Annotated in this window: 19 protein-coding genes, 1 tRNA gene and 1 other annotated feature; of the genes, 5 read left to right on the top strand and 15 right to left on the bottom strand. The window is 52.9% G+C overall.

Going from position 1 to position 24639, the window contains the following annotated elements:
* Positions 1–326: 326 nt before the first annotated feature.
* Entirely contained in the window at positions 327–1874 is a 1548-nt protein-coding gene (locus MHI42_RS27210) for an exosporium glycoprotein BclB-related protein (RefSeq protein ID WP_342421200.1), read from the bottom strand.
* Between the two features lie 40 nt (positions 1875–1914).
* A complete protein-coding gene (locus MHI42_RS27205; protein ID WP_171719839.1) occupies positions 1915–2274 on the bottom strand; it encodes a hypothetical protein in 360 nt (119 codons plus the stop codon).
* 230 nt (positions 2275–2504) lie between these two features.
* Here MHI42_RS27205 and MHI42_RS27200 point away from each other — a divergent pair, with 230 nt between their 5' ends.
* The gene (locus MHI42_RS27200) at positions 2505–2810 is read left to right on the top strand and encodes a hypothetical protein (protein ID WP_039310734.1); all 306 of its coding nucleotides are present in this window, start codon (positions 2505–2507) and stop codon (positions 2808–2810) included.
* A 408-nt stretch (positions 2811–3218) separates the two neighbouring features.
* Here the strand turns inward: MHI42_RS27200 and MHI42_RS27195 are convergent, their stop codons facing one another.
* Positions 3219–5540, bottom strand: a complete 2322-nt coding sequence (locus MHI42_RS27195; protein ID WP_342421199.1) for a collagen-like protein — start codon at positions 5538–5540, stop codon at positions 3219–3221.
* Between the two features lie 194 nt (positions 5541–5734).
* Positions 5735–5957, top strand: a binding site (T-box leader).
* 115 nt (positions 5958–6072) lie between these two features.
* Here MHI42_RS27195 and argS point away from each other — a divergent pair.
* On the top strand, positions 6073–8043 hold the full coding sequence (argS, locus tag MHI42_RS27190; RefSeq protein WP_342424812.1) for an arginine--tRNA ligase: 1971 nt from the start codon (positions 6073–6075) through the stop codon (positions 8041–8043).
* Positions 8044–8544: 501 nt separating this feature from the next.
* Here the strand turns inward: argS and MHI42_RS27185 are convergent.
* Both MHI42_RS27185 and MHI42_RS27180 read right to left on the bottom strand, forming a co-directional pair.
* Positions 8545–8618 (bottom strand) — tRNA-Arg (locus MHI42_RS27185).
* A gap of 302 nt (positions 8619–8920) precedes the next feature.
* Positions 8921–9277: a hypothetical protein gene (locus MHI42_RS27180; protein ID WP_039297666.1), complete on the bottom strand. Its 357-nt coding sequence runs from the start codon at positions 9275–9277 to the stop codon at positions 8921–8923.
* Between the two features lie 148 nt (positions 9278–9425).
* On the opposite strand from MHI42_RS27180, the gene asnB reads away from it, so the two are divergent.
* Complete coding sequence (asnB, locus tag MHI42_RS27175) at positions 9426–11270, top strand: asparagine synthase (glutamine-hydrolyzing) (RefSeq protein ID WP_171720478.1); 1845 nt, start codon at positions 9426–9428, stop codon at positions 11268–11270.
* Between the two features lie 78 nt (positions 11271–11348).
* Here the strand turns inward: asnB and MHI42_RS27170 are convergent, their stop codons facing one another.
* From MHI42_RS27170 to MHI42_RS27130, 9 genes are all read right to left on the bottom strand, one after another.
* Positions 11349–12800, bottom strand: coding sequence for a serine hydrolase domain-containing protein (locus tag MHI42_RS27170; RefSeq protein ID WP_342421198.1), 1452 nt, complete (start codon positions 12798–12800; stop codon positions 11349–11351).
* Between the two features lie 377 nt (positions 12801–13177).
* Complete coding sequence (locus tag MHI42_RS27165; protein ID WP_171720476.1) at positions 13178–14014, bottom strand: aldo/keto reductase; 837 nt, start codon at positions 14012–14014, stop codon at positions 13178–13180.
* A 206-nt stretch (positions 14015–14220) separates the two neighbouring features.
* Positions 14221–14679: a cupin domain-containing protein gene (locus MHI42_RS27160; RefSeq protein ID WP_039297676.1), complete on the bottom strand. Its 459-nt coding sequence runs from the start codon at positions 14677–14679 to the stop codon at positions 14221–14223.
* Positions 14680–14822: 143 nt separating this feature from the next.
* The gene (locus MHI42_RS27155; protein WP_152679743.1) at positions 14823–15758 is read right to left on the bottom strand and encodes an SPFH domain-containing protein; all 936 of its coding nucleotides are present in this window, start codon (positions 15756–15758) and stop codon (positions 14823–14825) included.
* Positions 15758–16138: an NfeD family protein gene (locus tag MHI42_RS27150; RefSeq protein WP_342421197.1), complete on the bottom strand. Its 381-nt coding sequence runs from the start codon at positions 16136–16138 to the stop codon at positions 15758–15760. Before MHI42_RS27150 ends, MHI42_RS27155 begins: the two co-directional genes overlap by 1 nt.
* A 385-nt stretch (positions 16139–16523) precedes the next feature.
* A complete protein-coding gene (locus tag MHI42_RS27145; RefSeq protein WP_342421196.1) occupies positions 16524–18479 on the bottom strand; it encodes a glycosyl hydrolase family 18 protein in 1956 nt (651 codons plus the stop codon).
* A 570-nt stretch (positions 18480–19049) separates the two neighbouring features.
* Positions 19050–19691, bottom strand: a complete 642-nt coding sequence (locus tag MHI42_RS27140; protein ID WP_342421195.1) for an XTP/dITP diphosphatase — start codon at positions 19689–19691, stop codon at positions 19050–19052.
* Position 19692: 1 nt separating this feature from the next.
* Positions 19693–20451 (bottom strand): ribonuclease PH, encoded by a 759-nt coding sequence (rph, locus tag MHI42_RS27135; protein ID WP_342421194.1) that lies wholly within the window; start codon positions 20449–20451, stop codon positions 19693–19695.
* Between the two features lie 330 nt (positions 20452–20781).
* Complete coding sequence (locus MHI42_RS27130; RefSeq protein ID WP_342424811.1) at positions 20782–21894, bottom strand: GerMN domain-containing protein; 1113 nt, start codon at positions 21892–21894, stop codon at positions 20782–20784.
* Between the two features lie 271 nt (positions 21895–22165).
* On the opposite strand from MHI42_RS27130, the gene MHI42_RS27125 reads away from it, so the two are divergent.
* Together MHI42_RS27125 and MHI42_RS27120 are read left to right on the top strand one after the other, a co-directional pair.
* Positions 22166–22765: a phosphatidylglycerophosphatase A gene (locus tag MHI42_RS27125; RefSeq protein WP_171715843.1), complete on the top strand. Its 600-nt coding sequence runs from the start codon at positions 22166–22168 to the stop codon at positions 22763–22765.
* 43 nt (positions 22766–22808) lie between these two features.
* Positions 22809–23615, top strand: coding sequence for a hypothetical protein (locus MHI42_RS27120; RefSeq protein ID WP_342421193.1), 807 nt, complete (start codon positions 22809–22811; stop codon positions 23613–23615).
* 347 nt (positions 23616–23962) lie between these two features.
* On the opposite strand, the gene MHI42_RS27115 is transcribed toward MHI42_RS27120, so the two are convergent.
* Positions 23963–24535 (bottom strand): TetR/AcrR family transcriptional regulator, encoded by a 573-nt coding sequence (locus MHI42_RS27115; RefSeq protein ID WP_042139700.1) that lies wholly within the window; start codon positions 24533–24535, stop codon positions 23963–23965.
* Between the last annotated feature and the right edge of the window lie 104 nt (positions 24536–24639).

Here is a 24639-nt window from a genome sequence, read left to right as displayed (position 1 = left end):
GGAGGATTGTTGTATGAAATACAACAATAGCTTCGTTGATCGGCCTGGAACGAGGGAATTGCTGCCTTTTGTACAACAATTATAGATTTAGGGCGTGTTAATGGGGGGAATGTTGTATTCTGTGCAGGATTTTATTAAAGTTACCTGATCTGTGCCACCAACAGCGGATGAAATCAGAACCCCATACTTCAACATTAGCTACACAGAGTACAAATATACAACTACAATTGAGTTCTCTAGGTCATAATTAAAATAGGGACGCTCCTGAGCCTATAGGCTTGGGAGCGTCCCTGTTTATTTATTTCTTTTGGCTTGCAGCGCCAGGTTTAGACAATTGTAACTCCACCGCTGGCATAACCGGCAACCGTTGTCGCTACATCAATTCCGGCTGATACCGTTGCCGAGAAGACCATCAGCAGACGGGTACCGGCAGTGACCGGTATACTAAGCCCGGTAGTCAGACCGCTGCTGATCGTACCGAGGGAAAGAACTCCTGTCAATGGCGGAGCTAAAGTTACTGTGGCGCCTGGTACTGCCGTGAAGCTATTATTGGGTGTAGTCGATTGGAATAATCTCGCAGTTATGGTTACGGTTGAACCCACTAAGCTAAGTCCCGCAGTCGTACTGAAATAGCCTGCCAGTGAGGTAATGGTGCCTGCACGCGGCACTGAGAAAGCAAAGTTGAGTAAGGTTCCAGCCGCGCCTGTCAAGTCAATGATCCCGCCTGTAACACTAACACCTGCAGAGCTGCTGCCAAAACCTACAAGACTGGACGTATTCAAGAGTCCGCCGAGTACCGTTGTCAAAGATACTGGAAGGCCGGAAGCATACGGAATGATTGCTCCTGAACCCGTTGCCCCTGTCGCGCCAGTAACACCCGTAACCCCAGTCGCTCCGGCTGTGCCTGTCGCACCCGTAACCCCAGTCGCTCCTGCTACGCCCGTCGCACCGGTAACCCCAATCGCTCCGGCTGTGCCTGTCGCACCCGTAACCCCAGTCGCTCCGGCTGTGCCTGTCGCACCCGTAACCCCAGTCGCTCCGGCTGTGCCTGTTGCGCCGGTAACCCCAGTCGCTCCGGCTGTGCCTGTCGCACCAGTAACCCCGGTCGCTCCAGCTGTGCCTGTCGCGCCAGTAACCCCAGTCGCTCCAGCTGTGCCTGTCGCGCCAGTAACCCCAGTCGCTCCGGCTGTGCCTGTCGCACCCGTAACCCCGGTCGCTCCCGCTGTGCCTGTCGCTCCAGTAACCCCAGTCGCTCCGGCTGTGCCTGTCGCACCCGTAACTCCAGTCGCTCCAGCTGTGCCTGCCACGCCAGTAACCCCGGTCGCTCCGGCTGTGCCTGTCGCACCGGTAACCCCAGTCGCTCCGCCGCCAGAACCCGTCGCGCCAGTGGCGCCTTGAGCCCCGGTGGCACCCGTTGCTCCTGCTGCACCTGTAGCACCGGTAGCTCCGCCACCCGAACCTGTCGCTCCTGTGGCGCCTTGAGCTCCGGTGGCACCCGTTGCTCCGGTAATACCGAAGATTTCGCCCAGCAGTTCTGCAGAAACCAGACGGTGCGCGGTTACCAATGCCCCCGTACTGCTCTTACCCCAGAGCGAAACCTGGACCGGATCATTCACTGTCGCAGGTGTTAAGAATGTAAATTCTAAACCATCCAGATCAGCAAAATAGGTAGTGGTTATCGATTGATTCGGAGCAACATCGATCGCCTCACTGACATAGAGGTTTCTGACGCCGCCGCTCAAATAGTACCCCTGAACCGATACTGTGGAGGCAGTGATATCACTGCGGTTATCAATTCTGACTGTAATCTGGGTAGTTGGTCTCACACCGCCAACCATGTTATTTTCTATCGGTCCCGTGGATAAAAAACTCATCGTTTCAGCACTCCTTTTCCTAGTAGAATGGGATGAATCTCTATACTTCGGAGCTTAATTTCTCATGTGTAACAATGCGATGGGCATTCACCAGCTGGCCGGTAGAAGACTTGCCCCATACTGAAATTCCGATCTCCTCCTCGGTTGCTTCTCCGATCGTAAAAATAAATTCGAACGCATCCAAATCGGCAAAGTAATCCCTGGTTACCACTTCATTCGGAGCAATATTGATAACCTCACTTACATACAGTGTTCTTGTCGCTCCCAGCAAGTAGCCCTGAATACTGACTGAAGATCCGGTCATGCCATCACGCTTCACCAGCTTTACCGTAACAGTCTGCGTAGGTCTTACTCCCGAAACGGCATTGTTCTCGATAGGTCCTGTTGATAAAATCGGCATCCCGTCTCATCCCTCCTTCCATATCTAGCATTTACGGCGTGAAACTCAGTTACTAGCGACGGTTGATCTTTAATCGCACAATATAATAATATTCGGGCGTCCTCCGGTCGGTGTGGACATAAGACAGGTTCCATTCACCAATATCTGCGGGGGTGCATATCTTTTAATTAAGGAGAGACCGCCCTTGCTGCCGCTTTCCTGCAGAATGACCAATGGAAGAAGGGAGTCCCATGCCCCCTCCTGGAAAAGGAAAGAGACCTGCCGCCAAAAAACCACCGGCCAGCTCCAAAACACAAACTCCAAAAGGGCTTGAGTTCGCGGTGGCTGCCCTTCTTTTGACCGGCAAGCTGAAAGTAGACTCCATCCAGATGTATACGGACGCATCCATGTTCGTCAGTCTGGTAGGCAAATATAAAACCTTAAGTGATCTGAGCAACGACAACGTCGATAAGCTGGTCAGCTTCCTTGATGACAACAGCAGTCTCACCCTGAACGAGATTATGACCGCTTTGAAAAAGAAAGCCGAAAACTCCTGATCACCTAATTAGAAAGTGAAAGTGAGGCGCGGGGATATGGACAGTTTTGACGGGGAGGGTTTCGCCGGAGGTCTGCTGCTGGTGATTGTAATTGCCCTGCTGATTTATGGTTCTACGGACATCAAGAATCTGACCGGTGCGCCTACTGCGGACTAGGCATTTCCTCTGTCAGAGATTCTGAAGAGGTCTGCTTGCCGAGCTGGCTTTGTAGTCCATTGCCAAGCGGCATCCATGTGATTACTTATGATACAAAAAGCTACCCTAACTCTATTGGGGACAGCACCCTGTTTGTGAGGCTGGGATCGAAACGCCTGGCAAGTTTAAATAGCCCGTCACCGACAATCCATCGGTGACGGGCTATTTAGCTTCACTGAAATCCGAATATCTCTGAATTCTACTCTGCCAAGCTTAGTTTATTTTTTGAATCAGGATAGAGGCGTTGGCATTGGCTTGTGTTCCGCCTGACAGCGTCTGCAGCGTAATTGCCGCTGAACTGGAATGATTGCGCAGAGTCAGGGAATCTCCCGCTGCCGCTACAACAATCACCATTCCGGGATTGGCCTGAGTTCCGGCGCCGGAACCATATGTGGCGCCCGCAACAGAAGTACCATTTTGAAAAAGTGAAAATTGATTGGGCTCCACTCCCGTTGCGTTGAACCAGACTGCATAATCTCCAGCAGTACCTATAGTAATCACAGAGCTCCCTGCCGTGTGTGTAATCGCCCCAATTATAGGACCGTTATTACTAAAAGTAACATCGGCCTCCAATGGAACCGTTTGGGCAGCCAAATTATAAATATACGCATACTCGGAAAGACCAGCCGGACTGGTTCCTGTCGCACCTGTGATTCCCGTCGCACCCGTAACCCCGGTTGCTCCTGCTGTGCCTGTCGCACCGGTAACCCCAGTCGCGCCTGCTACGCCCGTCACACCGGTAACCCCAGTCGCGCCTGCTTCGCCCGTCGCTCCCGTAACCCCAGTCGCGCCAGCTTCGCCTGTCGCACCTGTAACCCCGGTCGCGCCTGCTGTGCCTGTCGCACCCGTAACCCCGGTCGCTCCAGCTACGCCCGTTGCACCTGTAACCCCAGTCGCTCCGGCTGTGCCTGTCACACCTGTAACCCCAGTTGCTCCGGCTGTGCCTGTCGCACCGGTAACCCCAGTCGCGCCTGCTACGCCTGTCGCACCTGTAACCCCAGTTGCTCCTGCTACGCCCGTCGCTCCTGTAACCCCAGTTGCTCCAGCTGTGCCCGTCGCACCGGTAACTCCAGTCGCGCCTGCTACGCCCGTCGCACCTGTAACCCCAGTCGCTCCTGCTATACCCGTCGCACCTGTAAACCCGGTTGCTCCGGCTGTGCCTGTTGCACCTGTAACCCCAGTTGCGCCTGCTACGCCCGTCGCACCTGTAAACCCGGTCGCTCCTGCTGTGCCTGTTGCTCCCGTAACCCCTGTCGCTCCTGTAACCCCAGTTGCTCCGGCTGTGCCTGTCGCACCTGTAACCCCGGTTGCGCCTGCTATGCCCGTCGCACCTGTAACCCCGGTTGCGCCAGCTATGCCTGTCGCACCCGTAACCCCAGTCGCACCTGTGTTGCCGGTCGCACCGGTAACCCCAGTCGCGCCCGTAACCCCAGTTGCGCCTGCTATGCCCGTCGCACCTGTAACCCCGGTTGCACCAGTTGTGCCTGTTGCTCCCGTAACCCCAGTCGCACCAGCTGTGCCTGTCGCACCTGTAACTCCAGTCGCTCCAGCTGTGCCTGTCGCACCTGTAAACCCGGTCGCTCCGGCTACGCCTGTCGCACCTGTAACCCCAGTCGCTCCGGCTACGCCTGTCGCACCTGTAACCCCAGTTGCTCCTGCTACGCCCGTCGCACCTGTAACCCCAGTCGCTCCGGCTGTGCCTGTCGCACCCGTAACCCCAGTCGCTCCGGCTGTGCCTGTCGCACCTGTAACCCCAGTCGCTCCTGCTACGCCTGTCGCACCTGTAACCCCAGTTGCTCCTGCTACGCCCGTCGCACCTGTAACCCCAGTCGCTCCGGCTGTGCCTGTCGCACCTGTAACCCCGGTTGCGCCTGCTATGCCCGTCGCACCTGTAACCCCGGTTGCGCCAGCTATGCCTGTCGCACCCGTAACCCCAGTCGCGCCAGCTGTGCCTGTCGCACCCGTAACCCCGGTCGCTCCAGCTATGCCTGTCGCACCTGTAACCCCAGTTGCTCCTGCTACGCCCGTCGCACCTGTAACCCCAGTTGCTCCAGCTATGCCTGTCGCACCCGTAACCCCGGTCGCTCCAGCTATGCCCGTCGCACCTGTAACCCCAGTTGCTCCAGCTGTGCCTGTCGCACCCGTAACCCCGGTCGTGCCTGTGATGCCCGTTACTCCTGTGGTAGCTCCCAGAAGTTCAGCAGAAACCAGGCGGTGTGGCGTTACTAAGCCGCCTGAGCTATTTTTTCCCCAGACTGAGACTTGCACATGTTCATCAATGGTTCCTGAAGTGATAAAAATAAACTCAAATGCATCCAGATCCGCATAATACGTGGTTGTCACTACCTGATTAGGCAGTACATTCAACGTTTCACTGACATATAGCGTGCGGGTTCCATCCAGATAGTAACCTTCTACCGTCACCAAGGAAGACATGGTATCGCTTCGGTTATCGATTTTGACCGTGACCTGCTGGGTAGGTCTAAGCCCGCCTACCGCATTATTTTCAATCGGTCCTGTAGATAAAAAGCTCATCTTGAGTTCTCCTCTCCGAATATTTTAATAGTGATAACAACTTACTATATTCGAGCCATCACTGGAGGTGTGGACAAAGCCGGATATCTATTGCAAATACCGGATGCTATGGGTTGCATTTTCCGGCAACAAGGTTCCGCTTGACATTCGGCTATTGCTTTCTTCCAGAAATTCGCTATACTGATAAAAATCATATTGAATCGATGACCGGGAGAGTAATAACCCTGAACCCTAGTCCCCAGCGAGCCGGGAGAGTGTAAGCCGGTACAGATCAGGATTATGAAGCGCACCCGTGAGATGGACTTCTGAACCTTAAGAGTAGGAAGCCCCGGCTAAAGACCGTTAACCTGTAAGGTGGTTGAACTGTAGGTTCAGCAACGAGAGTGGTACCGCGAGCGCATAAGCCTCGTCTCTTTTGAGACGAAGGCTTTTTTTGTCGTCTATTCTTTGTCTTTTAGAATTCTGCACTACCCTACGGCCTTTAGCGGCCGCTTACACTTTTCACAAATATAGGAGGTATTTACTCATGTTAATGCTAAGTCAGCTGATCAAGAACAGTCTGGAACAATGTATTCACAAAGTATCTGAAGACCTGGGGATTCCCGGCAGCTCTGCGGTAAAAGTGGCTCTGGAGCAACCGGCGAATGCGGACCATGGAGACTACTCCAGCAATATAGCCATGCAGCTGGCCCGTACCCTGCGCAAAGCCCCGGCCGTCATCGCAGAACTGATCATCGCCGAGCTGAAGTCATCGGGCTCCGTTAACGGACTGCTGCAGAGAATCGAGGTTGCGCCGCCGGGTTTCATTAATATGTACATCGATTGGCAGGTATGGGCCACGACTGATTTTGCAATTCCGCAGGCTGGCGGTGAGAAGGTTATTGTAGAGCATACCTCGGTGAACCCGAACAAATCCATGCATATCGGGCACCTGAGAAACTCCTGTATCGGGGATGCACTGGTTAGAATTTTGAGAAAAACCGGTCATACCGTCGAGGTGCACAACTACGTGGATGATCTTGGCAATCAGCTTGCAGATACTGTAGTCGGCCTCTTGAATGTCCCGCTTGCCGGGAAGCATGCCCGTTTCGGAGATTACTGCTGGGATATTTACGCTGAGATCAACAAGGAGTACGCGGAGCATCCTGAAAGTGTAAATAAACGGACCGAAATTCTTCACGCGCTGGAAGAGGGGCATGGCAATACCGCCTGGATTGGCAACCTTGTCGCCGGACAGATTGTAAAAGAGCATGTGGAGGAGATGCGCAGCTTCGGCATTCACTACGACCTGCTTGTTTGGGAGAGCAGTATTCTGAAAGAAGGCTTCTGGTCTTCCGCCTTCGGCCTTTTGTCGCAGACAGATGTGTTCGTTCAGGAGAAGGAAGGCAAGCTGGACGGCTGCTGGGTGCTGAAGCAATCCGCTGGCACTGGCGCACAGGAGACACAAGAGACAGAAGAGGAGCATCAGAAGGATAAGGTGCTGGTGCGCTCGAACGGGATTTTGACCTATACGGCCAAGGATATCGCATATCATCTGTGGAAATTCGGCCTCTTGGACAAGGACTTCGCCTACAGCGAATTTGGCAGCGGGCTGTGGACGACCGGCTTGAGGGGGGAGACGCTGCCTTTTGGACGCGCAGACAAGGTCGTGAACGTGATCGACTACAGACAGGAGTATCCGCAGGCGATGGTTAAGCAGGCCTTCCAGGCACTGGGCTACAGCGAGCAGGCGGATCGGCTGCATCATGTAAGTTATGGTGTAGTTTCGCTAAGTCCGGCTTCTGCTGCGGGGCTCGGTCTGGACACCTCCGCCGGCAAAAGCTCCTACGCCATGTCCGGACGCCAGGGCATCGGCATCAAGGTAACCGAGCTGGTCCGGCTTATGGAGCATTCCATCGAGACTACCCGTTCCGACAAAAACGGCCTGTCCAGCCGGCTCATCGCCACTGCTGCCATCCGCTACTATCTGCTGCGCTTCAATCTGGGTACAGAGATTGTGTTTGACTTCAATCAGGCCATGGAAATTTCCGGCAACACTGGCGTTTATCTGATGTATGCCTATGCCCGGGCAAGCCGTGTGCTCAGTAAAGGCAGCGCTTTGGCGGAGAGCGGTACCGGGAATAGCGGCGGTAACGAGCATGGCGGGAGCCGGGAGTATGGGGGGCACGGGAATAGCGGGGATAACGGGGATAACGGGAGCAGCGCACATGGAGACCTTCCGCTCTTTCCGCCGCAGCTTGAAGCAGCCGAGCTCTCCCTGCTGAGACAGCTCAGCCTCTGGCAGGACACCCTATATACGGCAAGCCGGGAGCTTACTCCGAATACGATCTGTAACTATGCGCACAGTCTGGCCGTACTGTTCAGCAATTTCTACTCCGCCTGCCCGATCCTCAAAGGAGAGGCTTCCAGCGTAGCCTTCCGTCTATGGCTAACCCGGAGCTTCACCGATACTTTAGGCGAGGCGCTGGATGTACTCGGTCTGCCTAAGCCGGAGCGGATGTAAGCTGGGGGGGAAGAAGCTGTGCAGAGCTCCGCATAGTTCAAGTAGGGCTTATAGTAGATAACTGTACTCATTAGGAGAATGATGTTGCTTACTTGGGGGATCTCTGTAGGCGAGCGGGGGTTTGAGTAACAGTAGTCTAGCGGATCGCTGTACAAAGAGTGACTTGAATGCTTAGACAGCAGGGACTTCCAGGAAAATCGTCTGCACTCTGCAGATAGAGTCTTCTGCTAAGCTATGCGGACTCAGATGACGCTATTTGGCGAAAAAATCTGTTTTTCTGATTGATGCGGACTCAGAGGCCTTTATATTGCAGTTTGGAGCTCAAAATGAGGGGAAACGGGTTAGTTAACGGCATCTGAGTCCGCATGGACTGCGAAATGATGTGATCCGCCGAAATAAGATCACCTCAGTCCGACACGCTGCTTCTAAACGTGAGGGTCCCGTTTCAAAGTAATCCTCCGGACAACAAAACAGCCTTCCCGAAGGAAGGCTGTTACTTGACGTCCCGGAAGGGATTCGAACCCCCGACCGTGCGCTTAGAAGGCGCATGCTCTATCCAACTGAGCTACCGGGACAAATGAAGAATCATGAAACCTAAAGCTGTAAAGATCATATGTATTAATGCAACGTTATTTATTATACCTGATTCACAGAATTTATCAAGACTAAACTCTCCCAGCCGGCAAATGAGGTCCCCTACACCCCACTGTGCAGGCGACTTCTGAACGATCCAGTAGATGTCCTGATATACGAACCCTAATAAAAAAGAAGCCTCCCGCATCCTGAATGCGGCAAGCTTCCTGCTCTATGGTCCATCCTATAGGTTATTGGTTGGTAATTGTGCAGCGAATCTTCGTTGCAAGAGGTCCCGCCGGAATCAAGAGTACTGCCTGAAATGCTCACCCAGCTGCTTCTTCAGCTCTCCGAAGATCAGCAGCTCGCGCTGGAATTTGGACCGTTCATCCTCCGGGCTCATTACGGTGCTGCCGGTGAAGCCGCTGACCGTCACGTCCTTGAAAGCGTCATGCAGATTGTTATCGAACCAATCGGTGGCGGTGTCCGCATCATTCGTCAAAATACGGACAATTTCGTAACCCTCCTCACGCCGGTCCTCAACAATATACACCAAAAGTGCGGAATCGCCCACAGCTCCAGGCAATACGCCAACCTCTGCGCAAGGTGCTCCGTCATACTCGGTCATTCTGCGGATTTTGGCGTCTTTAATGTAATACACTTGTCATCCATCCCTCCTGGCAAATTTCCCTCTCCCCTAGTGTTCGGATAAGGACATACATTTTATCCCTTCCTTCGGCATATATCTGTATTACTTGGCAAAAAAGAAAGGACAGACAACAATCGCACAAAAGAGAGGATGAACCAACATGTGCGGAATAACCGGATTTGTCCAGTGGCGCGGTGATCTTACAGGGCACTCGCAACTGCTTGTCAGAATGACTGAAACTTTAGCGAACCGCGGACCGGATGCAGCCGGAACCTGGATTTCAGGACCCATTGCCTTCGGACACCGCAGACTCAGCGTCATTGATCCCGAGAACGGCGCACAGCCGATGATTGCCCGCCATGACGATAAGGTGTATGCAATTGTGTATAACGGCGAGCTATATAATGCCCCTGAGCTCAAAAAAGAGCTGAAGCAGCGCGGCCATCATTTTCTCACAGAATGCGATACCGAGGTACTCCTGCATGCCTATATCGAATGGGGACCGGACTGCACGGAGAAGCTGAATGGCATCTTCGCTTTTGCCGTCTGGGACAGCTTGCGCGATCAGGTCTTCCTGGCCCGCGACCGCCTGGGCGTGAAGCCTTTGTTCTACAGCCAAGTGGACGATGTCTTCGTATTCGGGTCCGAGCCGAAGGCGCTGCTGCAGCATCCCAAAGTCCAGCCGAAGGTTGGACCGGAAGGCCTTGCCGAAATCTTCATTATCGGTCCGGCCCGGACACCGGGACATGGTGTATACAAAGATATATTCGAGCTTCGTCCAGGTCATGCCATGATTTATAGCCGCAGCGGTATCCGTACCTACGCGTATTGGAAGCTGGAGAGCGACCAGCACACGGATAACGTGGATGAAACGGCAGCCCGGGTGCGGGAATTACTCCAGGATACGCTGGAGCGCCAGCTTGTTTCCGATGTTCCGGTCTGCTCTCTGCTCTCCGGCGGACTGGACTCCAGCGCCTTAACTGCGCTTGCCGTAGATTATTACAACCGGACCGGCCAAGGCCGGGTTGATACCTTCTCGGTGGATTATGTAGACAACGACAAGCATTTCAAAAGCCATTCCTTCCAGCCCGGAGCCGACGGCCCCTGGATTCAGCGGATGATCGATGAACTGAATACGAACCATCACTTTATTGCTTTTGATACACCTGAACTGGTAACGGCGCTCGATAACGCCCTCTACTCCCGCGATTTGCCGGGGATGACCGATGTGGATTCATCACTTTATTTATTCTGCCAGGAGATCAAAAAGAAGGCGACTGTCGCTATCTCCGGCGAAGCTGCGGATGAAATTTTCGGCGGCTACCCCTGGTTCCACCGTGAGGAGATGCTGTCTTCCGGCACCTTCCCCTGGTCGGTAGCACCCAAAATGCGCGCCAGTCTATTGTCGCCGGAAATGAATGAGTGGATACGTCCGCTGGAATATTTGGGTGACCGGTACAGCGACGCCGTGGCCGAGGTGCCGAAGCTTGACGGTGAGACCGGCAAACAGGCGCAGATGCGCGTCATGTCCTACCTCAACATTACCCGCTTCATGCCTACGCTGCTGGACCGCAAGGACCGGATGAGCATGGGCGTGGGCCTGGAGGTACGCGTTCCTTATTGTGATCACCGCCTGGTGCAGTATGTATTCAACATTCCCTGGGAGATCAAGACCGTAGGCAACCGTGAAAAAGGCATTCTGCGCAAAGCACTCGAAGGTGTACTGCCGGACGATGTGCTCTACCGCAAAAAAAGCCCGTACCCTAAAACGCATAACCCTGCCTATCTCAACAAGGTGCGCTCACAGGTACTGAGTATACTGGATGATCCTTCTTCGCCAATCCTTCCGCTGATTGATCCGGCCAAAATCCGGGAAATCGCCGCATCACCGGAATCCTCCAGCAATCTGCCGTGGTTCGGCCAGCTGATGTCCGGCCCGCAATTATTCGCTTATCTGGCCCAGGTAGATCTGTGGCTGCGGAAATACAATGTCTCCATCGGCTAATGCCAAATAGATGTGAACATGCCCGCCAAGACCGTATAGCATACGTTCAGGCGGGCATGTTTTTTTACATAATATGAACTAAGCCAGTATAAGCTCGCCTTTAGCCGCATACTCCGCAATATATAGCGAAACGTTAATATTGAACCGGAATTCCAGCTTGTTGTCCTCAAAAATAATCGTGTACGTGACCACATAAGGAGTCTCAATGTAGTACAGCGTAAGCTTCAGTGCGTCCTCCGTCAGCCAGTTCGCGTAAGTAATTACCTGTTGGCGGTGTAACGCGAGGTCTTTATTAAACACATCCTCCGTCCATGCCGGTTTGCTGAAATCGAAAGGCAGCACATTATCCCGCTTGTCGCCATACACCATTTGCAGCTCCAGTTGCCTGTTATTCCTGGTAAAAGTAATCCGCTGCAGCCCATGGGGATTACCGCCCATCTGGTATGGGCCACTCAAACCATCCGCCAGCCATCTCTCCGGACAAAACTGCTGCGCCACAGGTAAGGCTGAAGTACTCCAATCGGACAATAGCTCCTGCAGACCGGCGTTATCCACGGAATCCGGCAGCGGTCCATCTCCAAGCGTATCGAAAATATATTCAAAAATCAGATCCAGCAATACCTGCAGCCGGTTCATACTCCCGAAGCTTGCCGCCACAGCAATGACTATATTCTGCTCCGGAGCCACCAGACACAGCTGTCCAAAAGATCCGTCTCCCCGGTAGCAGCCCCTCCGGCACAGATGAAATTGGTAACCATAGCCCTGCGCCGAGTCAATCCGCTGCGCTCCGGCCCGGTTGTCGCTCTGCTCACTTGTAGCCCGCTGTATGTACTGCTCCGATACAATTCTCCGCCCGTTATACACACCTTTATTCAGCAGCAGCAGGCCAAACTTGGCTACACTTTCTGTAGACAGGCTGAGTCCCATCCCGCCAGCCGTGATTCCCTGCGGACAAGTCTCCCAGGATGGTCTCGGGATACCCATTGGTCCGAACAAACGCGGCATCAGGTAATCGACCATACTTTGCCCGGTCACCCGTTCGAGGATGGCCGCCAGCATATAGCTGGAGGGGGTACTGTAGCGGTAATAACTTCCCGGCTCATGCTCAACCTGCTGGGCGAGGAAGGCGGTGATCCAGTCCTGTTCCTTGACTACAGCAGGATAAATATCTTCATGATGGCCCGCATTCATGGAGAGCAGATGATGCACTGTCATTTGCGCCAGATTAGATGACACAACCTCAGGCAGCTTGTCCGGGAAAAAGGAGATCACCGCATCCTCCAGCTGCAGCAATCCCTCGTCCCAGGCAATGCCTATGGCTATAGAGGTAAAGCTTTTGCTAAGTGAATAAAGCATCTGCGGGGTATCCGGACGGTAAGGCATCCGGGTGAACTCTGCCGTAACCTTGCCGCCTTGCAGCAGCATGAAGCTGTTAACCTCAAGCCCCCGTTCCCTGACCTCCATGAAAAAACGGCTTAAAGCCTGCGAGGACAATCCATGCTTCTCCGGATAATCTCTGATCAATTCCAACGTTGTGCCCTCCCATTGATTCCTTCTATTCTCATCATAAAAGCCGGGGCAGCGGATGTCGATGAGCTTTGATGTCTTGCCATTGGATTGTTGTCCTGCTTTTAAAAGCAAAGAGCAGGCCCCATTAGAGCCTGCTCCTTTCTTTATACTCCGCCACCCATAGATTGAACTAAGAGAAAACCAATAAAAGATGATCGTACGGAGGGGAATTTTGGAACTGTAGGAGCGTCAGCGACCGCCTTTGTCACCGGATTTCTACCGCTTATAGCGGTAACAATCAAGAAATCCGGGGACAACAGCGGCCGGAAGTCCAATATTCACCGCAGTTACGACCAACATCTCTATTGCTAATAACTTCAGTTCAATCTACATCACCCCTAGAAATTGAAATTATCCGGGTCCGGGCCGAAGCGGTGATTCTGATTCAGGTCCTCAATAGCCTTGACATCGTCATCGCTGAGGGTGAAGTCGAAGAAGCCGGCATTCTCGATGATCCGCTCCGCATGCACGGATTTCGGAATCGTGATCACACCCTGCTGCAGATCCCAGCGCAGGACAATCTGCGCTACAGTCTTGCCGTACCGCTCCGCCAGCTCCTTAAGCAGCGGCAAGTCGAGATTCCCCTGCATCAGCGGGCTCCACGCTTCCAGCTGAATGTCATGCTCCCGTGTATATTTCAGCAGTTCGCGCTGGGTTAGCAGCGGATGGAACTCGACCTGATCAACCACAGGTACCACACCGCTGTCATCGATGATATCCTGCAGATGATGGGTCTGGAAGTTGCTGACGCCGATTGATTTGACCAGGCCTTCCTTTTGCAGATGAATCAGCGCTTTCCAGGTCTCTTTATATTTACCGGCAACCGGCCAGTGAATAAGGTACAAATCAATCTGCTCCAGACCCAGCTTCTTCCGGCTGACTTCAAAAGCCTTCAGCGTAGATTCATAGCCCTGATCAGGATTGCGCACTTTAGTGGTAATGAACAGCTCTTCACGGGGTACCCCGCATTCACGGATAGCTTGTCCAACGCCTTCTTCATTGTTGTACCCGGCTGCCGTATCAATGCTGCGGTACCCGGTCTCCACGGCAGCCTTCACTGCCTGGATAACTTCATCGCCATCCTTGGTCTGCCATACGCCAAGACCCAGCCAGGGCATGGTCACTCCGTCGTTCAAGGTAGGCCCGCCTGTAAATGGTGCGTTTAATTGACTCATATGTTTACCCTCCAAGCCTAATTTGAGTTCATCAAGCATCCTTAACCTTAAAAGCGCCTTCATAATCATCCAAAATCAGAATCAGTATAACAGATAGGAGCAAAGCCGCCAAAAGTGGCAAAAACATGTCCGGTCATCGTTGGCTGCTTCGGATAAAAAATGGAGTACAGCCTATTCTCCGGCTGTACTCCATTTCATTCCTGCTCTTATTTCTTGTCAATCAGCTTGAAATCATCAAAGTGGAACTCCGGTGATACGATACAGGAGACCAGCACCGGCTCTTCACCCAGCGGACGGGCTGCCTGCCATACTCCGGCAGGAATAACTACCTGCGGCTGCTGGCCTGCGGCGATGTCCAGCCCCAGAATCACTTCCGTCACGTTCTCCGGCTGTTCACCGCTGCCGCCCAGGCTTAGCACAATCGGACTGCCGGAATGATACAGCCAGATTTCGGAGGACAGCACAGTGTGCCAATCCGAAGTCTCGTCAGCATGTAGCAGGAAATAAATTGAGGAAGCTGAAGCACGCGGCCCCGAATAGCTTCCGCCCAGAGTCTCCTGGGGAATCTCGAAGGATGAATTCCAAAGTCTCTTGTACCATCCGCCTTCAACGTGAGGCTGCAGCCCAAGCGTTTCTACGAGCGGTGAAATCTCTTTTTGCGTCACAGTATCTTCTCCTTAGAGTTTTGCGTAGCAAAACTGTCTTCGTAAGCATAGGCTTAGTTTTGCGTTGCATGCTTCGTAAGCATAGGCTTAGTTTTGCTTTTAACTTTAACGGAATGTGCCGCAATTGTAAAATAGTTCTGAGCTTATTTGCCGTCCTTACTCGCCTTGAATACTTCTGCAATAGCTCCGAGACTGCCAAGCGTTTCAACAGCACTGGTCGGCAGGAACACTTTGTTCGCCGGTCCCTTGGAGATTTCAGTCAATGCTTCGAAGGACTGATAAGCCAGTACTCTTTCATCCAGTCCTGCACTGGCGATCAGAGCAATCCGCATCTTCTCGGCTTGCGCGACCGCTTCAATCGCCTTGGCTTGGCCGAGGGCTTCCAGCTCCTGCGCCTGGCCGAGACCTTCCGCCTGACGGATACGTGCTTCCTTATCCCCCTCAGCCTTCAGGATCTTACTCTGCTTATCCCCTTCAGCGCGGAGGATCATATCCTGTTTGGCAGCTTCCGCCTCCAGTACAATCGCACGCTTGCTGCGCTCAGCCTTCATTTGTTTGTCCATCGCTTCCTGGATATCCAGCGGCGGCTTGATGTCGATAACTTCTACACGCTCAATCCGCACGCCCCACTTCTCAGTGGCTTCATCCAGCGCGAGACGGATATCCGAGGAGATTTTTTCACGGCCGGACAAGGTTTCATCCAGCTCCAGCTTACCAATAATCTGGCGCATGGTGGCAGTAGAGATATTACGTACACCATAGACATAATCGGAAATTCCGTAAGTTGCTTCTTCCGGTCCTACCACTTGATAGAAAATAATCGTGTCGATCTGTACCTGTACGTTATCCTTCGTGATTACCGTCTGCGGCGGTACATTCGCCTGTTGAATCCGCAGGTCATGATAGACCCGCACCTGATCAATTACCGGAATCAGAATATTCAGACCCGGTGTAAGCAGGCGGTTGAATTTACCGAGACGCTCCACGACCCCCACTCGTTGCTGCGGGACAATCTTGATAGTCAGTGCGATAAATACTACGACAACAACAACAATAATTCCGATAATAGCTAACTCCATTAGTACATATCCCCCCATCGTTCTACTTCGATAATTGTGGTGCCTCTTCTTACAACAATAACCTCTTGATCCTTACCTAACGCCACTGTGGATGTTGCACTCCATGTATCGCCGCCTACCTTGACCTGTCCGTAACGGCCAGGCTCAATCGCTTCGACGACCAGACCCTTTCGGCCGACAATATCGGTACCGGTATCCTTGAAGCCCCTGGAATTGCGTAATCTCGCTGCCAAGGGTTTGGTGAAAACCGTCAATATCAAGGCCACCAGTGAACCGGCCACCACTTGCAGCAATAATGCATCCGGGAGCAGAAGCGCGACCAAGCCGGCAACCAATGCTCCGAGACTAAGCCATAATAGGTAGAATGTAAACGTAAACATTTCTACAACAAACAAGACGCCAGCGGCAATCAACCATAATACCCAAACAACCATCGGTGAATCCACCACCTTCCGCTATATACTACTATAACGAAATAAACGGCATCACGTTCCATAAATATATTTGACCGGGACAGCCGCCTGCCTCTTTCATTATATTTCAGCTTGTGGAAGCTTATGAACACCGGTTAAATATAACTAAGTATATGTAAACATGAAATTATTCAAACGAAGCAGTAAAAGGCGGGAATGGAAAAATGAGACTCTGATTAGAGCGCATAAATAAACGGTGCCCGGCATTAAGCCGGCACCGTTTCTTCGTGCGGAGATTGCTATGCTGCACAGCCTGGCGAATTCAGTGGATTAACCCGGATTCCAATTAAAATCAGTTCAGCTTCCAGAGAGCCGGTGTTGTAGACGGCTCCCAGCTTACCAGCGAGGTATGTGCCTGCAGACAGGTATATGATTTCCCGCTGTAGGTTACAACATCACCCGCTTTATAAGCAATTCCTGCAGCCCAGGCTGAGGCACCCGGGGTTGCCGTCGGGGTTGCCGTGACCACAGGCGTCGCGGTTGGTGCTGCTGTCGGCGTAGCCGAAGGACTCACAGTGGGAGTGGCTGTAGCGGAAGGCTGCGGTGTAGTGTTGCCGCAAGTGCCGACAACCCTCCAGACTCCGAAGGCACCGCTGAGATCCGGCCGTTCGCCCTGCGTCCACCACTGGGCTTGATAGAGCAGTCCGCCGTAGGAGGCCTGCTGTCCTTGAGTGTAGACGGCGGTTGAACTCCAAGCCGCTGCCGTACATTGACCCGGTGTTGCAGTAGGTGTAACTGTTGCGGTCGGTGTGGCTGTAGCAGTCGGTGTGGCACTCGGCTTAACCGTTGCCGTAGGTGTCGGCGATGGGGTTGCACTCGGTGTTGCCGATGGTTTCACTGTAGCTGTTGGCGTAGGGCTTGGCGTTGCCGAAGGCGTTGGTGAAGGAGTTACCACTCCGCCGCTAAGATCAGCGCTTAGCTTCGTCTGCAGTGTCCGGTTACGGTCGCCGCTGGTCTCCCAGAACATGGCTCCGGCCAGGCCTTTGGATTTCAGATAACTTGTTTTGTAGCCGATGGATTCTACATCATCGTAGCTGATAAAGGTCTGATTCGATGGATTATAAAGATAAGGAACCTTGGAAGTGTTGTTCCAGTAGCGGGTGTAGCCGTTCTTGTTGATGTAGTTGGCTTCCAGATCACTGAAATCATAGTTGCCCTTCTCCCAGGTGCCTGTGGAGGAGATTCCCGCCGAGACCTGGTACTGGCCGTTCCCCGCAGCCGGAGCACCGCCCCAGCCTCTGCCATAGAACGGCATGCCGAGCACGAGTTTACCCGCCGGCACGCCGGCACTCAGATAGCTGGTGACCGCTTTGTCGATATTGTAATTCGCCGGCTCCGTCAGCCCTGATGAAGCAGCGGCCGTATCATAGTAGAGCGGTGCGTTGTGGCCCGTAGTTGTATTCCAGCTTCCGTTGAAGTCATAGGTCATGATATTAATCCAGTCCACCACTGCAGCGATCCCGCTGAGATTATTGTTCTGGATATAAGCAGGTCCTGCGCCGGAAGCAATGGTCAGCAGATACGTTTTGCCGTCGGCAGTTCCTGCAGCATTCAGCTTCTCGCGGATCTTCTGCAGCAGCAGAACATAGTTCTGTTTATCCTCCGGACGGTAGCTGTTGCCCGCCAGTCCTCCGCTGACCGGGTATTCCCAGTCCAGATCAACGCCGTCCATCTGGTATTTGCGGATGAAATCAACGGCGGAATTGGCGAATACCTCGCGGGTTGCCGCAGTCGCAGCCACATCTGAGAAGCGGTTGGACCACGTCCAGCCGCCGACGGAGATGACCGTCTTCAGGTTCGGATTCTTCTCCTTCAGCTTCCAGAGCTGCTTCAGGTTACCCTTGATCGGGTCATCCCATTTATCGTCGCCGAAGCTTTTCTGGGCGTCGATCCAGGGATCACCCAGCACTATGGTGCCGTTCGGGACGCTAATTGTCTGTCCTTGCTCATTCTGGCAGGACCAGGTTACCGGATTCGGACCGGTAGGGTCTGGATTGCCGTGTATCCCGTTCCAGCAAATATCCGCAAACGCATAGTTGATTACATTCATTTTATTAGGATCAATATCCGTTACATTATAGGCCCGCCCGTAAGCAGCCCAGGAAGCATAATACCCGACAAGCTTGTAATCCGAAGCTGCATTAGCCGTTCTGGTATTTGTACCGAAAGCCGAAAAAAGGGTAAGGATAAGAACTGCTGCCAAGCCAAGCACAAAGGGTTTACGAGATTTACTTTTGATAAAGACCATTTCGTTATTACCTCCCCGGTTCAATGCGTTACCCAAACAGAAAGCTTCAGCACTCACCTCCAGGACCCTATTGACCCCCACCCTGTAAATCTATTAAATTCACAACTAGCAGGCTGAATACTATAGTCCAGCCCAAAAAAGCGCAGCTAAGCTGCATACCTGCGGATCTCGTGCTCTCTTGCCGGGTGTCTACTCTTAACTATGGCTTATGCTTGTGTAGTAAGTTTTGCGTCATTCAGCTAGGCTGCCTCTGTTTGCAAAACTTGTGAAGGGAATGGGGTAGCGGAAGAATGCAGGATGTTCGAAAGGGGTGAAGTCAACTCTTATTCTCATACAAAGCACGCTGCTGCGCTAGGGGTAAATTTCCATACTGAGGGGGGATTATCATCTAATTTCCATATCTCAACAAGTGGAAACGGCTTTGCCGTCCTTTTAAAGGACGGTACCGTTTCAGCGAGAAATAGAAGGATAATTTATAGCATGAAATATATAAATTCTTATATTTTAAAAAATCCGGAAACTCCCCTGCATGTTACACATGCATGGAGGCTTCCGGATAAGCTTCAGCTTCTATTTCACATCACTCTGCGCGGCAGCAAGCTTCTCCGTCAGCAGGCGCAGTGCTGCGCCCCGGTGACTGATCGATTGCTTGTCTTCCAGCGTCAGCTCCGCCATCGTCTTCTCAAACTGCGGAAGATAGAAGAGCGGGTCATAGCCGAAGCCTCCTCCGCCCGCAGGCTCCGAGGTAATCCAGCCTTCCACTGTCCCTTCCGCCGTCAGCTCCCGCCCGTCCGCCGGATCATACAGCGACAGAGCACAGACGAACCGGGCCGGACTGAGCAGCGGCTGGCCGGTATCCTCACCCTGCTTCAGCCGCTCCAGCTCGCTCAGCAGCTTCAGGTTGTTCGCTTCATCATCTGCAGGCTCCCCGGCGTAGCGGGCCGAGTATACTCCCGGACTGCCGTCCAGCGCTTCCACGCATAGACCGGAATCATCCGCAAGCACCGGAAATCCGAGTGCATCCCCTACCGCACGGGATTTTTTGAAGGCATTCTCGGCAAAAGTCACCCCGTCCTCCACCACATCCGGCAGATCGGGGTAATCGAACATGCTTTTGACGGTGAGTCCAAGGGGAGCAAAGGCGTGCTGGAACTCCCGCACCTTGCCTTTATTCTTCGTCGCGACAATCAGAATCCCGCTGCCGGACTTCATATTACACCTCTTGGCCAGGCTGGCCGGAAGGGATTTTGAGCGCAATAGGGCCCAGTACTTCTTTTTGAACGGTGATCAGCTCGTAGATCCCCTTCTCGCCCAGACCCAGCAGCTGGTCAAGCTCCTGGCGGGTAAACGGCCGCTCTTCGCCGGTACCCTGCACTTCAACAAACGCGCCGCCGCCTGTCATAACCACATTCATATCAACCTTCGCTTTGGAATCCTCTTCATAGTTCAGATCGAGCAGCGTTTTGTCACCGACGACACCGACGCTGATCGCCGCCAAGTAATCCGTAATCGGAAATACCGCCAGCTTGTGCTGCAGTGCGATTTTATTAATGGCAAAGGCCATCGCTACAAAAGCGCCCGTAATCGAAGCTGTCCGTGTTCCGCCGTCCGCCTGAATCACATCGCAATCCAGCGTAATACTGCGTTCGCCCAGTGCCTGCAGATTCACTACGGAACGGAGTGCCCGTCCGATCAGACGCTGAATTTCCATCGTCCGTCCGGTAAGCTTGCCGCGTGCTGCTTCGCGCTGGTTACGGGTCTGGGTAGCCCGGGGAAGCATGGAATATTCGGCAGTGACCCAGCCTTTGCCTTGTCCTTTCAGAAACGGCGGAACTTTCTCATCCACGGTTGCCGTGCAGATGACTTTGGTATCTCCCATCTCAATAATTACAGAGCCCTCTGCATATTTGTTGGTTTGGGTGGTTATCGTCAGCGGCCGGAGCTGGTCTTCTTGGCGCCCGTTTGATCTCATCTTTTCTGCCTCCTACATCGTATAGCCCTAAGTTTGTGTGTACACGAATCCATCCCTTATCTTATACGCAGAAACGGGTGCCGTCCTCTGCTTCAGAGAACGGCACCGCTATTCCTGTCAAGATATCCGGATCAATGAACCTTTATTCTATCAAAGAGCAGGCACAAAAGCATCTTTTTAAAAAGATAAGAATTTATATGCTACACGCCATAAATATTCCTTATCTTTCTCGCTGAAACGGGTGCCTGAAAGCGGTACGTAGTAGCGCTGCTTCGAAAGCATAGGCTTTAAAAGGACGCCCAGCCCATTCCACTTACTCTGCATATCCTTCTACAGCGGCAGCTCGTTCACATATTCCGGCGCCGAGACCGGCTGGCCGTAATCGACATTATTGGTTCCCGTAACTGTTTCTTTACCGTTCAAGCGGATCTGCACCAGGGCATCGTCCGTATTCTGCGCAACCGTCAGCACAACTGATTCGAGCATTTCTTCAGGAACGCTTGTGCTGCCTTCGAACATCTCATCCTTCAGGGAAACGGTAACTACCCCATTCTGGCCTGCTTCCACGGAATCCACCACCGTGCCCTGAGTCATGACCATCTCCAGGCCATTCTCGGACTGTGGACCGGCAATCAGCTCGTTCAGAGCTGCCTTCACCGAATCTCCCCCTGCGGGTACAAAGCGCGTAACCGGAACATAATACTGGTGAATGCCATCCGGAGAAGCAGCAGAGAAGTAGACGGTCACTGCGCTGGAATTCATCATGAGCGCACTCTGCTTCGGCAGGTTAATGCCCATGGCGCGGGACAGCGGCCGATCCAGCGGAGTACCCTGCAGCGGCATTTCGGTAAGCTTTTTGCCATCGACCCAGAGCTGTACGCCCTGGATGTCTTCCTGACCCGTCAGGGTCCAAGTGACTGCCTCCAGAATTTTGCGTTCATCCGCCGGATTATAGTCATTGAATGCCGAGTTGAATTCAACGATGGCCACCTTATCCTGGCCGATAGATACATTGTTCACTTCCGTCCCTGCCGGCAGTACGCCCTGGAAGCCTTCGGGCAGTACAGATTTGTATGCCCCCTTGCTGACTAGCGCAGTAAGAGAGTCCTCCAGCATTGCTGTGCCCTCCCCTTGCGGAAGGGCAAGAGACACCGGTGCCAGCAGGCCGTGCTGATCCTCCAGGTACACGGTTGTCCGTTCTCCAGCCGCAGCGGAGACTGCCGCATCTTTAACCCCCGCTGCGAGATCACTCTCATCCAGCGAGACCGGTCCCAGAACCCCGGTGTCGAGTGTGCCTTCTCCGCTGACCTGCAGCATTTGTGCTTCGACTTCACCAGGAGGCGGGTCTACCGCTGCCGATTCCGAACCGAACAGACTGCAGCCGGAGAGCATAATCGGAACGGCCAGCAGGCAAGCCGCGGAAACCCCGCGGATGTGTTTCATAGGCTTATTCAATCTTCATTACCCCTTTCAACGCTAAGATCAGTTTGTACTGCTATGTATACGAGCCCTTAGTCCAAAAAATAACAACAGCTTATCCAAAATTGCAGAAGTTCTGTCCGGACGGGCGGGCAGAGCCGGATACGGCCAGCACACTGCCAGATGCAGCCAGATACAGCCCGCGAATCCGCACGGTTCTGGACATCAGTCTGCCGCTTGCGTACAATTTAGTACAAACAGCTATCCTAACTTACTTACGAATGGAGGACTTCTCATGACTGATGCCAAAATCCCTTACAGCCTCAACAGCAAAGCTGTCGCCGAAGCCACCCGGTTCTGGCTGCAGAAACGCGGGGTAACCATACTTGAGATTGCCGAGCTTGTCATGCTGCTGCAGAAGAAGTATTATCCGAACCTGACCATGGAGGAATGCGTTCATAATGTGGAGATGGTGCTGAGCAAAAGGGAGGTGCAGAATGCGGTGCTGACCGGCATCCAGCTTGATGTACTGGCCGAGGAAGGCAAGCTGTTCGCTCCCCTGCAGGATATGATTGAGAATGATGAAGGGCTGTACGGGGTGGATGAGATTCTGGCGTTCTCCATCGTGAATGTATATGGCAGCATAGGCTTCACCAACTACGGCTATGTGGACAAGCTGAAGCCCGGAGTGCTGGAGCGGCTGAATGACAAGACCACCGGCCAGATCCACACGTATCTGGATGACATCGTAGGTGCCGTGGCCGCAGCTGCCAGCAGCCGCATTGCCCACCGGAAGCAGGCAGAACGCGAACAGGAGCTTGGCCTGCCCCATGCACCGGAGGATGTTGAAGAAGCCGCGCGGAGAAAGGTTCCGGAGAATGAGGAGCTGGAGTAAGACAATATTACATTGATTTTATTTTGAAAGGTGCGAAGTGTGAATGACCTATTCGTTTGTAGTTGAGCCTGTGTCTGTTCTTGATTTTGACAGTGAAGATGAGCTGATTGACCGGTGTAAGGAATGGAATCTCCTGCCCGCTACAGCCACCCGGGTCAAAACTTATCAGTATAAAAGAAACGGCCTGACAATGCCGGTAGAAATTGTAGGCTACGTGGACAGCCTGACCGTGGTGATACAGTTTGAGAATAAACAGCAGCACTGCATACATCCCGCTTATCTGAAAGAAATGCAGACCGCTGCCTTCGGACAACGCGCTGCGGCGGCTGAAGCAGCCAAGGCGGATGATTCCACAGAGGTAACGGAAGCGACTCTGCCAGCCGTGAACGTTCTGGAGGAGCAGGAAAGCCAGGAAGTACCGGAGGCAGAAACAGCAAGCGGGGAGATTCTGTCTGCTCCGGAAAGCGCAGATTCAGATTCACCAAAGCAAGCGATACCGGAAATCCCGCAGAAAAAAGCAGCCGCCTCCAAAAAGAAAGCCGCTGTCCAGCTGCCTGAAGACAAGCTCGCGATTACCGCTAGGGTCAAAGAGTTCACAACCGTCCCCAACCATTTCTCGGACAACGATGATGAAGTTATTATATATGAAGCCGTTTCGGTAGAAGGCCATGATCTGGCGATTGAGGAAGTCTGGTCCAGCCATAGCGCAACGCTGAAGAAGCTGGAGCTTAATCCCGGCGATAAAGTATCCTTCGAGGCCAAAATCGTCGCCAAGAAGCTCACGCAGCATCCGGTTAAATACAAGGTCAACAACCCGTCCAAAATGAAAAAAATCGAATCGGATTCATAGGATTCCTAGTAAATTGCTTGCTGAAGATATGCAGTGACCCGATTACGAATTTGGCGGTATGCTTAATTGCACTTTGTACAACTAAATCGTCTGATTTTCAACCGATTATCCGTTTAGTTGTATTTCGTACAATTAAAATGCGATTTATAGATTGGTTCTCACCATACAGGCAGATTTAGTTGTACAGAATACAGTTATATGATACTAGCCTACCTTTTTGCTGTTTTTAAGTGTACGTTCTACAACTATCACTGAATTCCCACTCGGAGCTACTACATCAATTGCTGCATATAACAGCGGGATGTCTTTTCTCGGAATAATATTGCAACCTGCCGGCTTCTACAGATCTATTGCACAGTATCCAGCGGCCGTGGTGCCATTTGATTGCGCTCCATCAGAGCCAGGATGTCTTCGATCATTTCGTTGGCCGGGTATGGCATCGAATGGGTGATCCACCACTCCATTACACCTACTACAGCCGATGCCAGGAACTGGATCAGCATCTCTTTGTTCATCCCGCGGTTCAGGCCGCTCATGTCGATCTGCTCACTCAGACCCTGCAGCAAAATCGCATGCAGACGGGTCCGGAAGGCCGGAACGCCTTTATTGTTAAGCAGTGTAGTGAAGACCCATGCGTGCCGCTCCAGATATTCGGCTGTGCGCAGCAGCGCGCCCCCGGAGGCGATATGGGCGTCCTCCCCGCCGGCCAGGCAGCTCTCGCACAGCTGTTCCATTTGTGTCTCTATACACTGATCCAGCAGATCGTACTTGTCTACGTAATGGAGATAGATTGTTCCTCTGCTTACATTGGCACGCGCTGCAATCTCATTTACCGTAATCTGCTCAAAGTTCTTCTCGGCCATCAGGCTGATAAAAGCCTCGAAAATAGCTTCCCGCGTTTTGCCGATACGTCTGTCCATAAGCTTCTCCCTTTCACTTGTCGTCCAGTTGCTTAGTGCACTTATTATATTTAACAAATGTCAATAAATCAACAAGTGTGCACATCGTCACCGTGCTCTGCTCT

Source organism: Paenibacillus sp. FSL E2-0178 (assembly GCF_038593005.1).
Classification (GTDB): Bacteria; Bacillota; Bacilli; order Paenibacillales; family Paenibacillaceae; genus Paenibacillus_AQ; species Paenibacillus_AQ phytohabitans.
The sequence above is the reverse complement of the archived record's forward strand: the minus strand, read 5'-3'. Positions and strand labels throughout refer to the sequence as shown.

Excerpts from the sequence above, each read along its gene's own strand:
- MHI42_RS27210 (WP_342421200.1), bottom strand. The coding sequence starts at position 1,874 with ATGAGTTTTTTATCCACGGGACCGATAGAAAATAACATGGTTGGCGGT.
- MHI42_RS27205 (WP_171719839.1), bottom strand. The coding sequence starts at position 2,274 with ATGCCGATTTTATCAACAGGACCTATCGAGAACAATGCCGTTTCGGGA.
- MHI42_RS27200 (WP_039310734.1), top strand. The coding sequence starts at position 2,505 with ATGCCCCCTCCTGGAAAAGGAAAGAGACCTGCCGCCAAAAAACCACCG.
- MHI42_RS27195 (WP_342421199.1), bottom strand. The coding sequence starts at position 5,540 with ATGAGCTTTTTATCTACAGGACCGATTGAAAATAATGCGGTAGGCGGG.
- argS (WP_342424812.1), top strand. The coding sequence starts at position 6,073 with ATGCTAAGTCAGCTGATCAAGAACAGTCTGGAACAATGTATTCACAAA.
- asnB (WP_171720478.1), top strand. The coding sequence starts at position 9,426 with ATGTGCGGAATAACCGGATTTGTCCAGTGGCGCGGTGATCTTACAGGG.
- MHI42_RS27165 (WP_171720476.1), bottom strand. The coding sequence starts at position 14,014 with ATGAGTCAATTAAACGCACCATTTACAGGCGGGCCTACCTTGAACGAC.
- MHI42_RS27155 (WP_152679743.1), bottom strand. The coding sequence starts at position 15,758 with ATGGAGTTAGCTATTATCGGAATTATTGTTGTTGTTGTCGTAGTATTT.
- MHI42_RS27150 (WP_342421197.1), bottom strand. The coding sequence starts at position 16,138 with ATGTTTACGTTTACATTCTACCTATTATGGCTTAGTCTCGGAGCATTG.
- MHI42_RS27145 (WP_342421196.1), bottom strand. The coding sequence starts at position 18,479 with ATGGTCTTTATCAAAAGTAAATCTCGTAAACCCTTTGTGCTTGGCTTG.
- MHI42_RS27140 (WP_342421195.1), bottom strand. The coding sequence starts at position 19,691 with ATGAAGTCCGGCAGCGGGATTCTGATTGTCGCGACGAAGAATAAAGGC.
- rph (WP_342421194.1), bottom strand. The coding sequence starts at position 20,451 with ATGAGATCAAACGGGCGCCAAGAAGACCAGCTCCGGCCGCTGACGATA.
- MHI42_RS27130 (WP_342424811.1), bottom strand. The coding sequence starts at position 21,894 with ATGAAACACATCCGCGGGGTTTCCGCGGCTTGCCTGCTGGCCGTTCCG.
- MHI42_RS27125 (WP_171715843.1), top strand. The coding sequence starts at position 22,166 with ATGACTGATGCCAAAATCCCTTACAGCCTCAACAGCAAAGCTGTCGCC.
- MHI42_RS27120 (WP_342421193.1), top strand. The coding sequence starts at position 22,809 with ATGACCTATTCGTTTGTAGTTGAGCCTGTGTCTGTTCTTGATTTTGAC.
- MHI42_RS27115 (WP_042139700.1), bottom strand. The coding sequence starts at position 24,535 with ATGGACAGACGTATCGGCAAAACGCGGGAAGCTATTTTCGAGGCTTTT.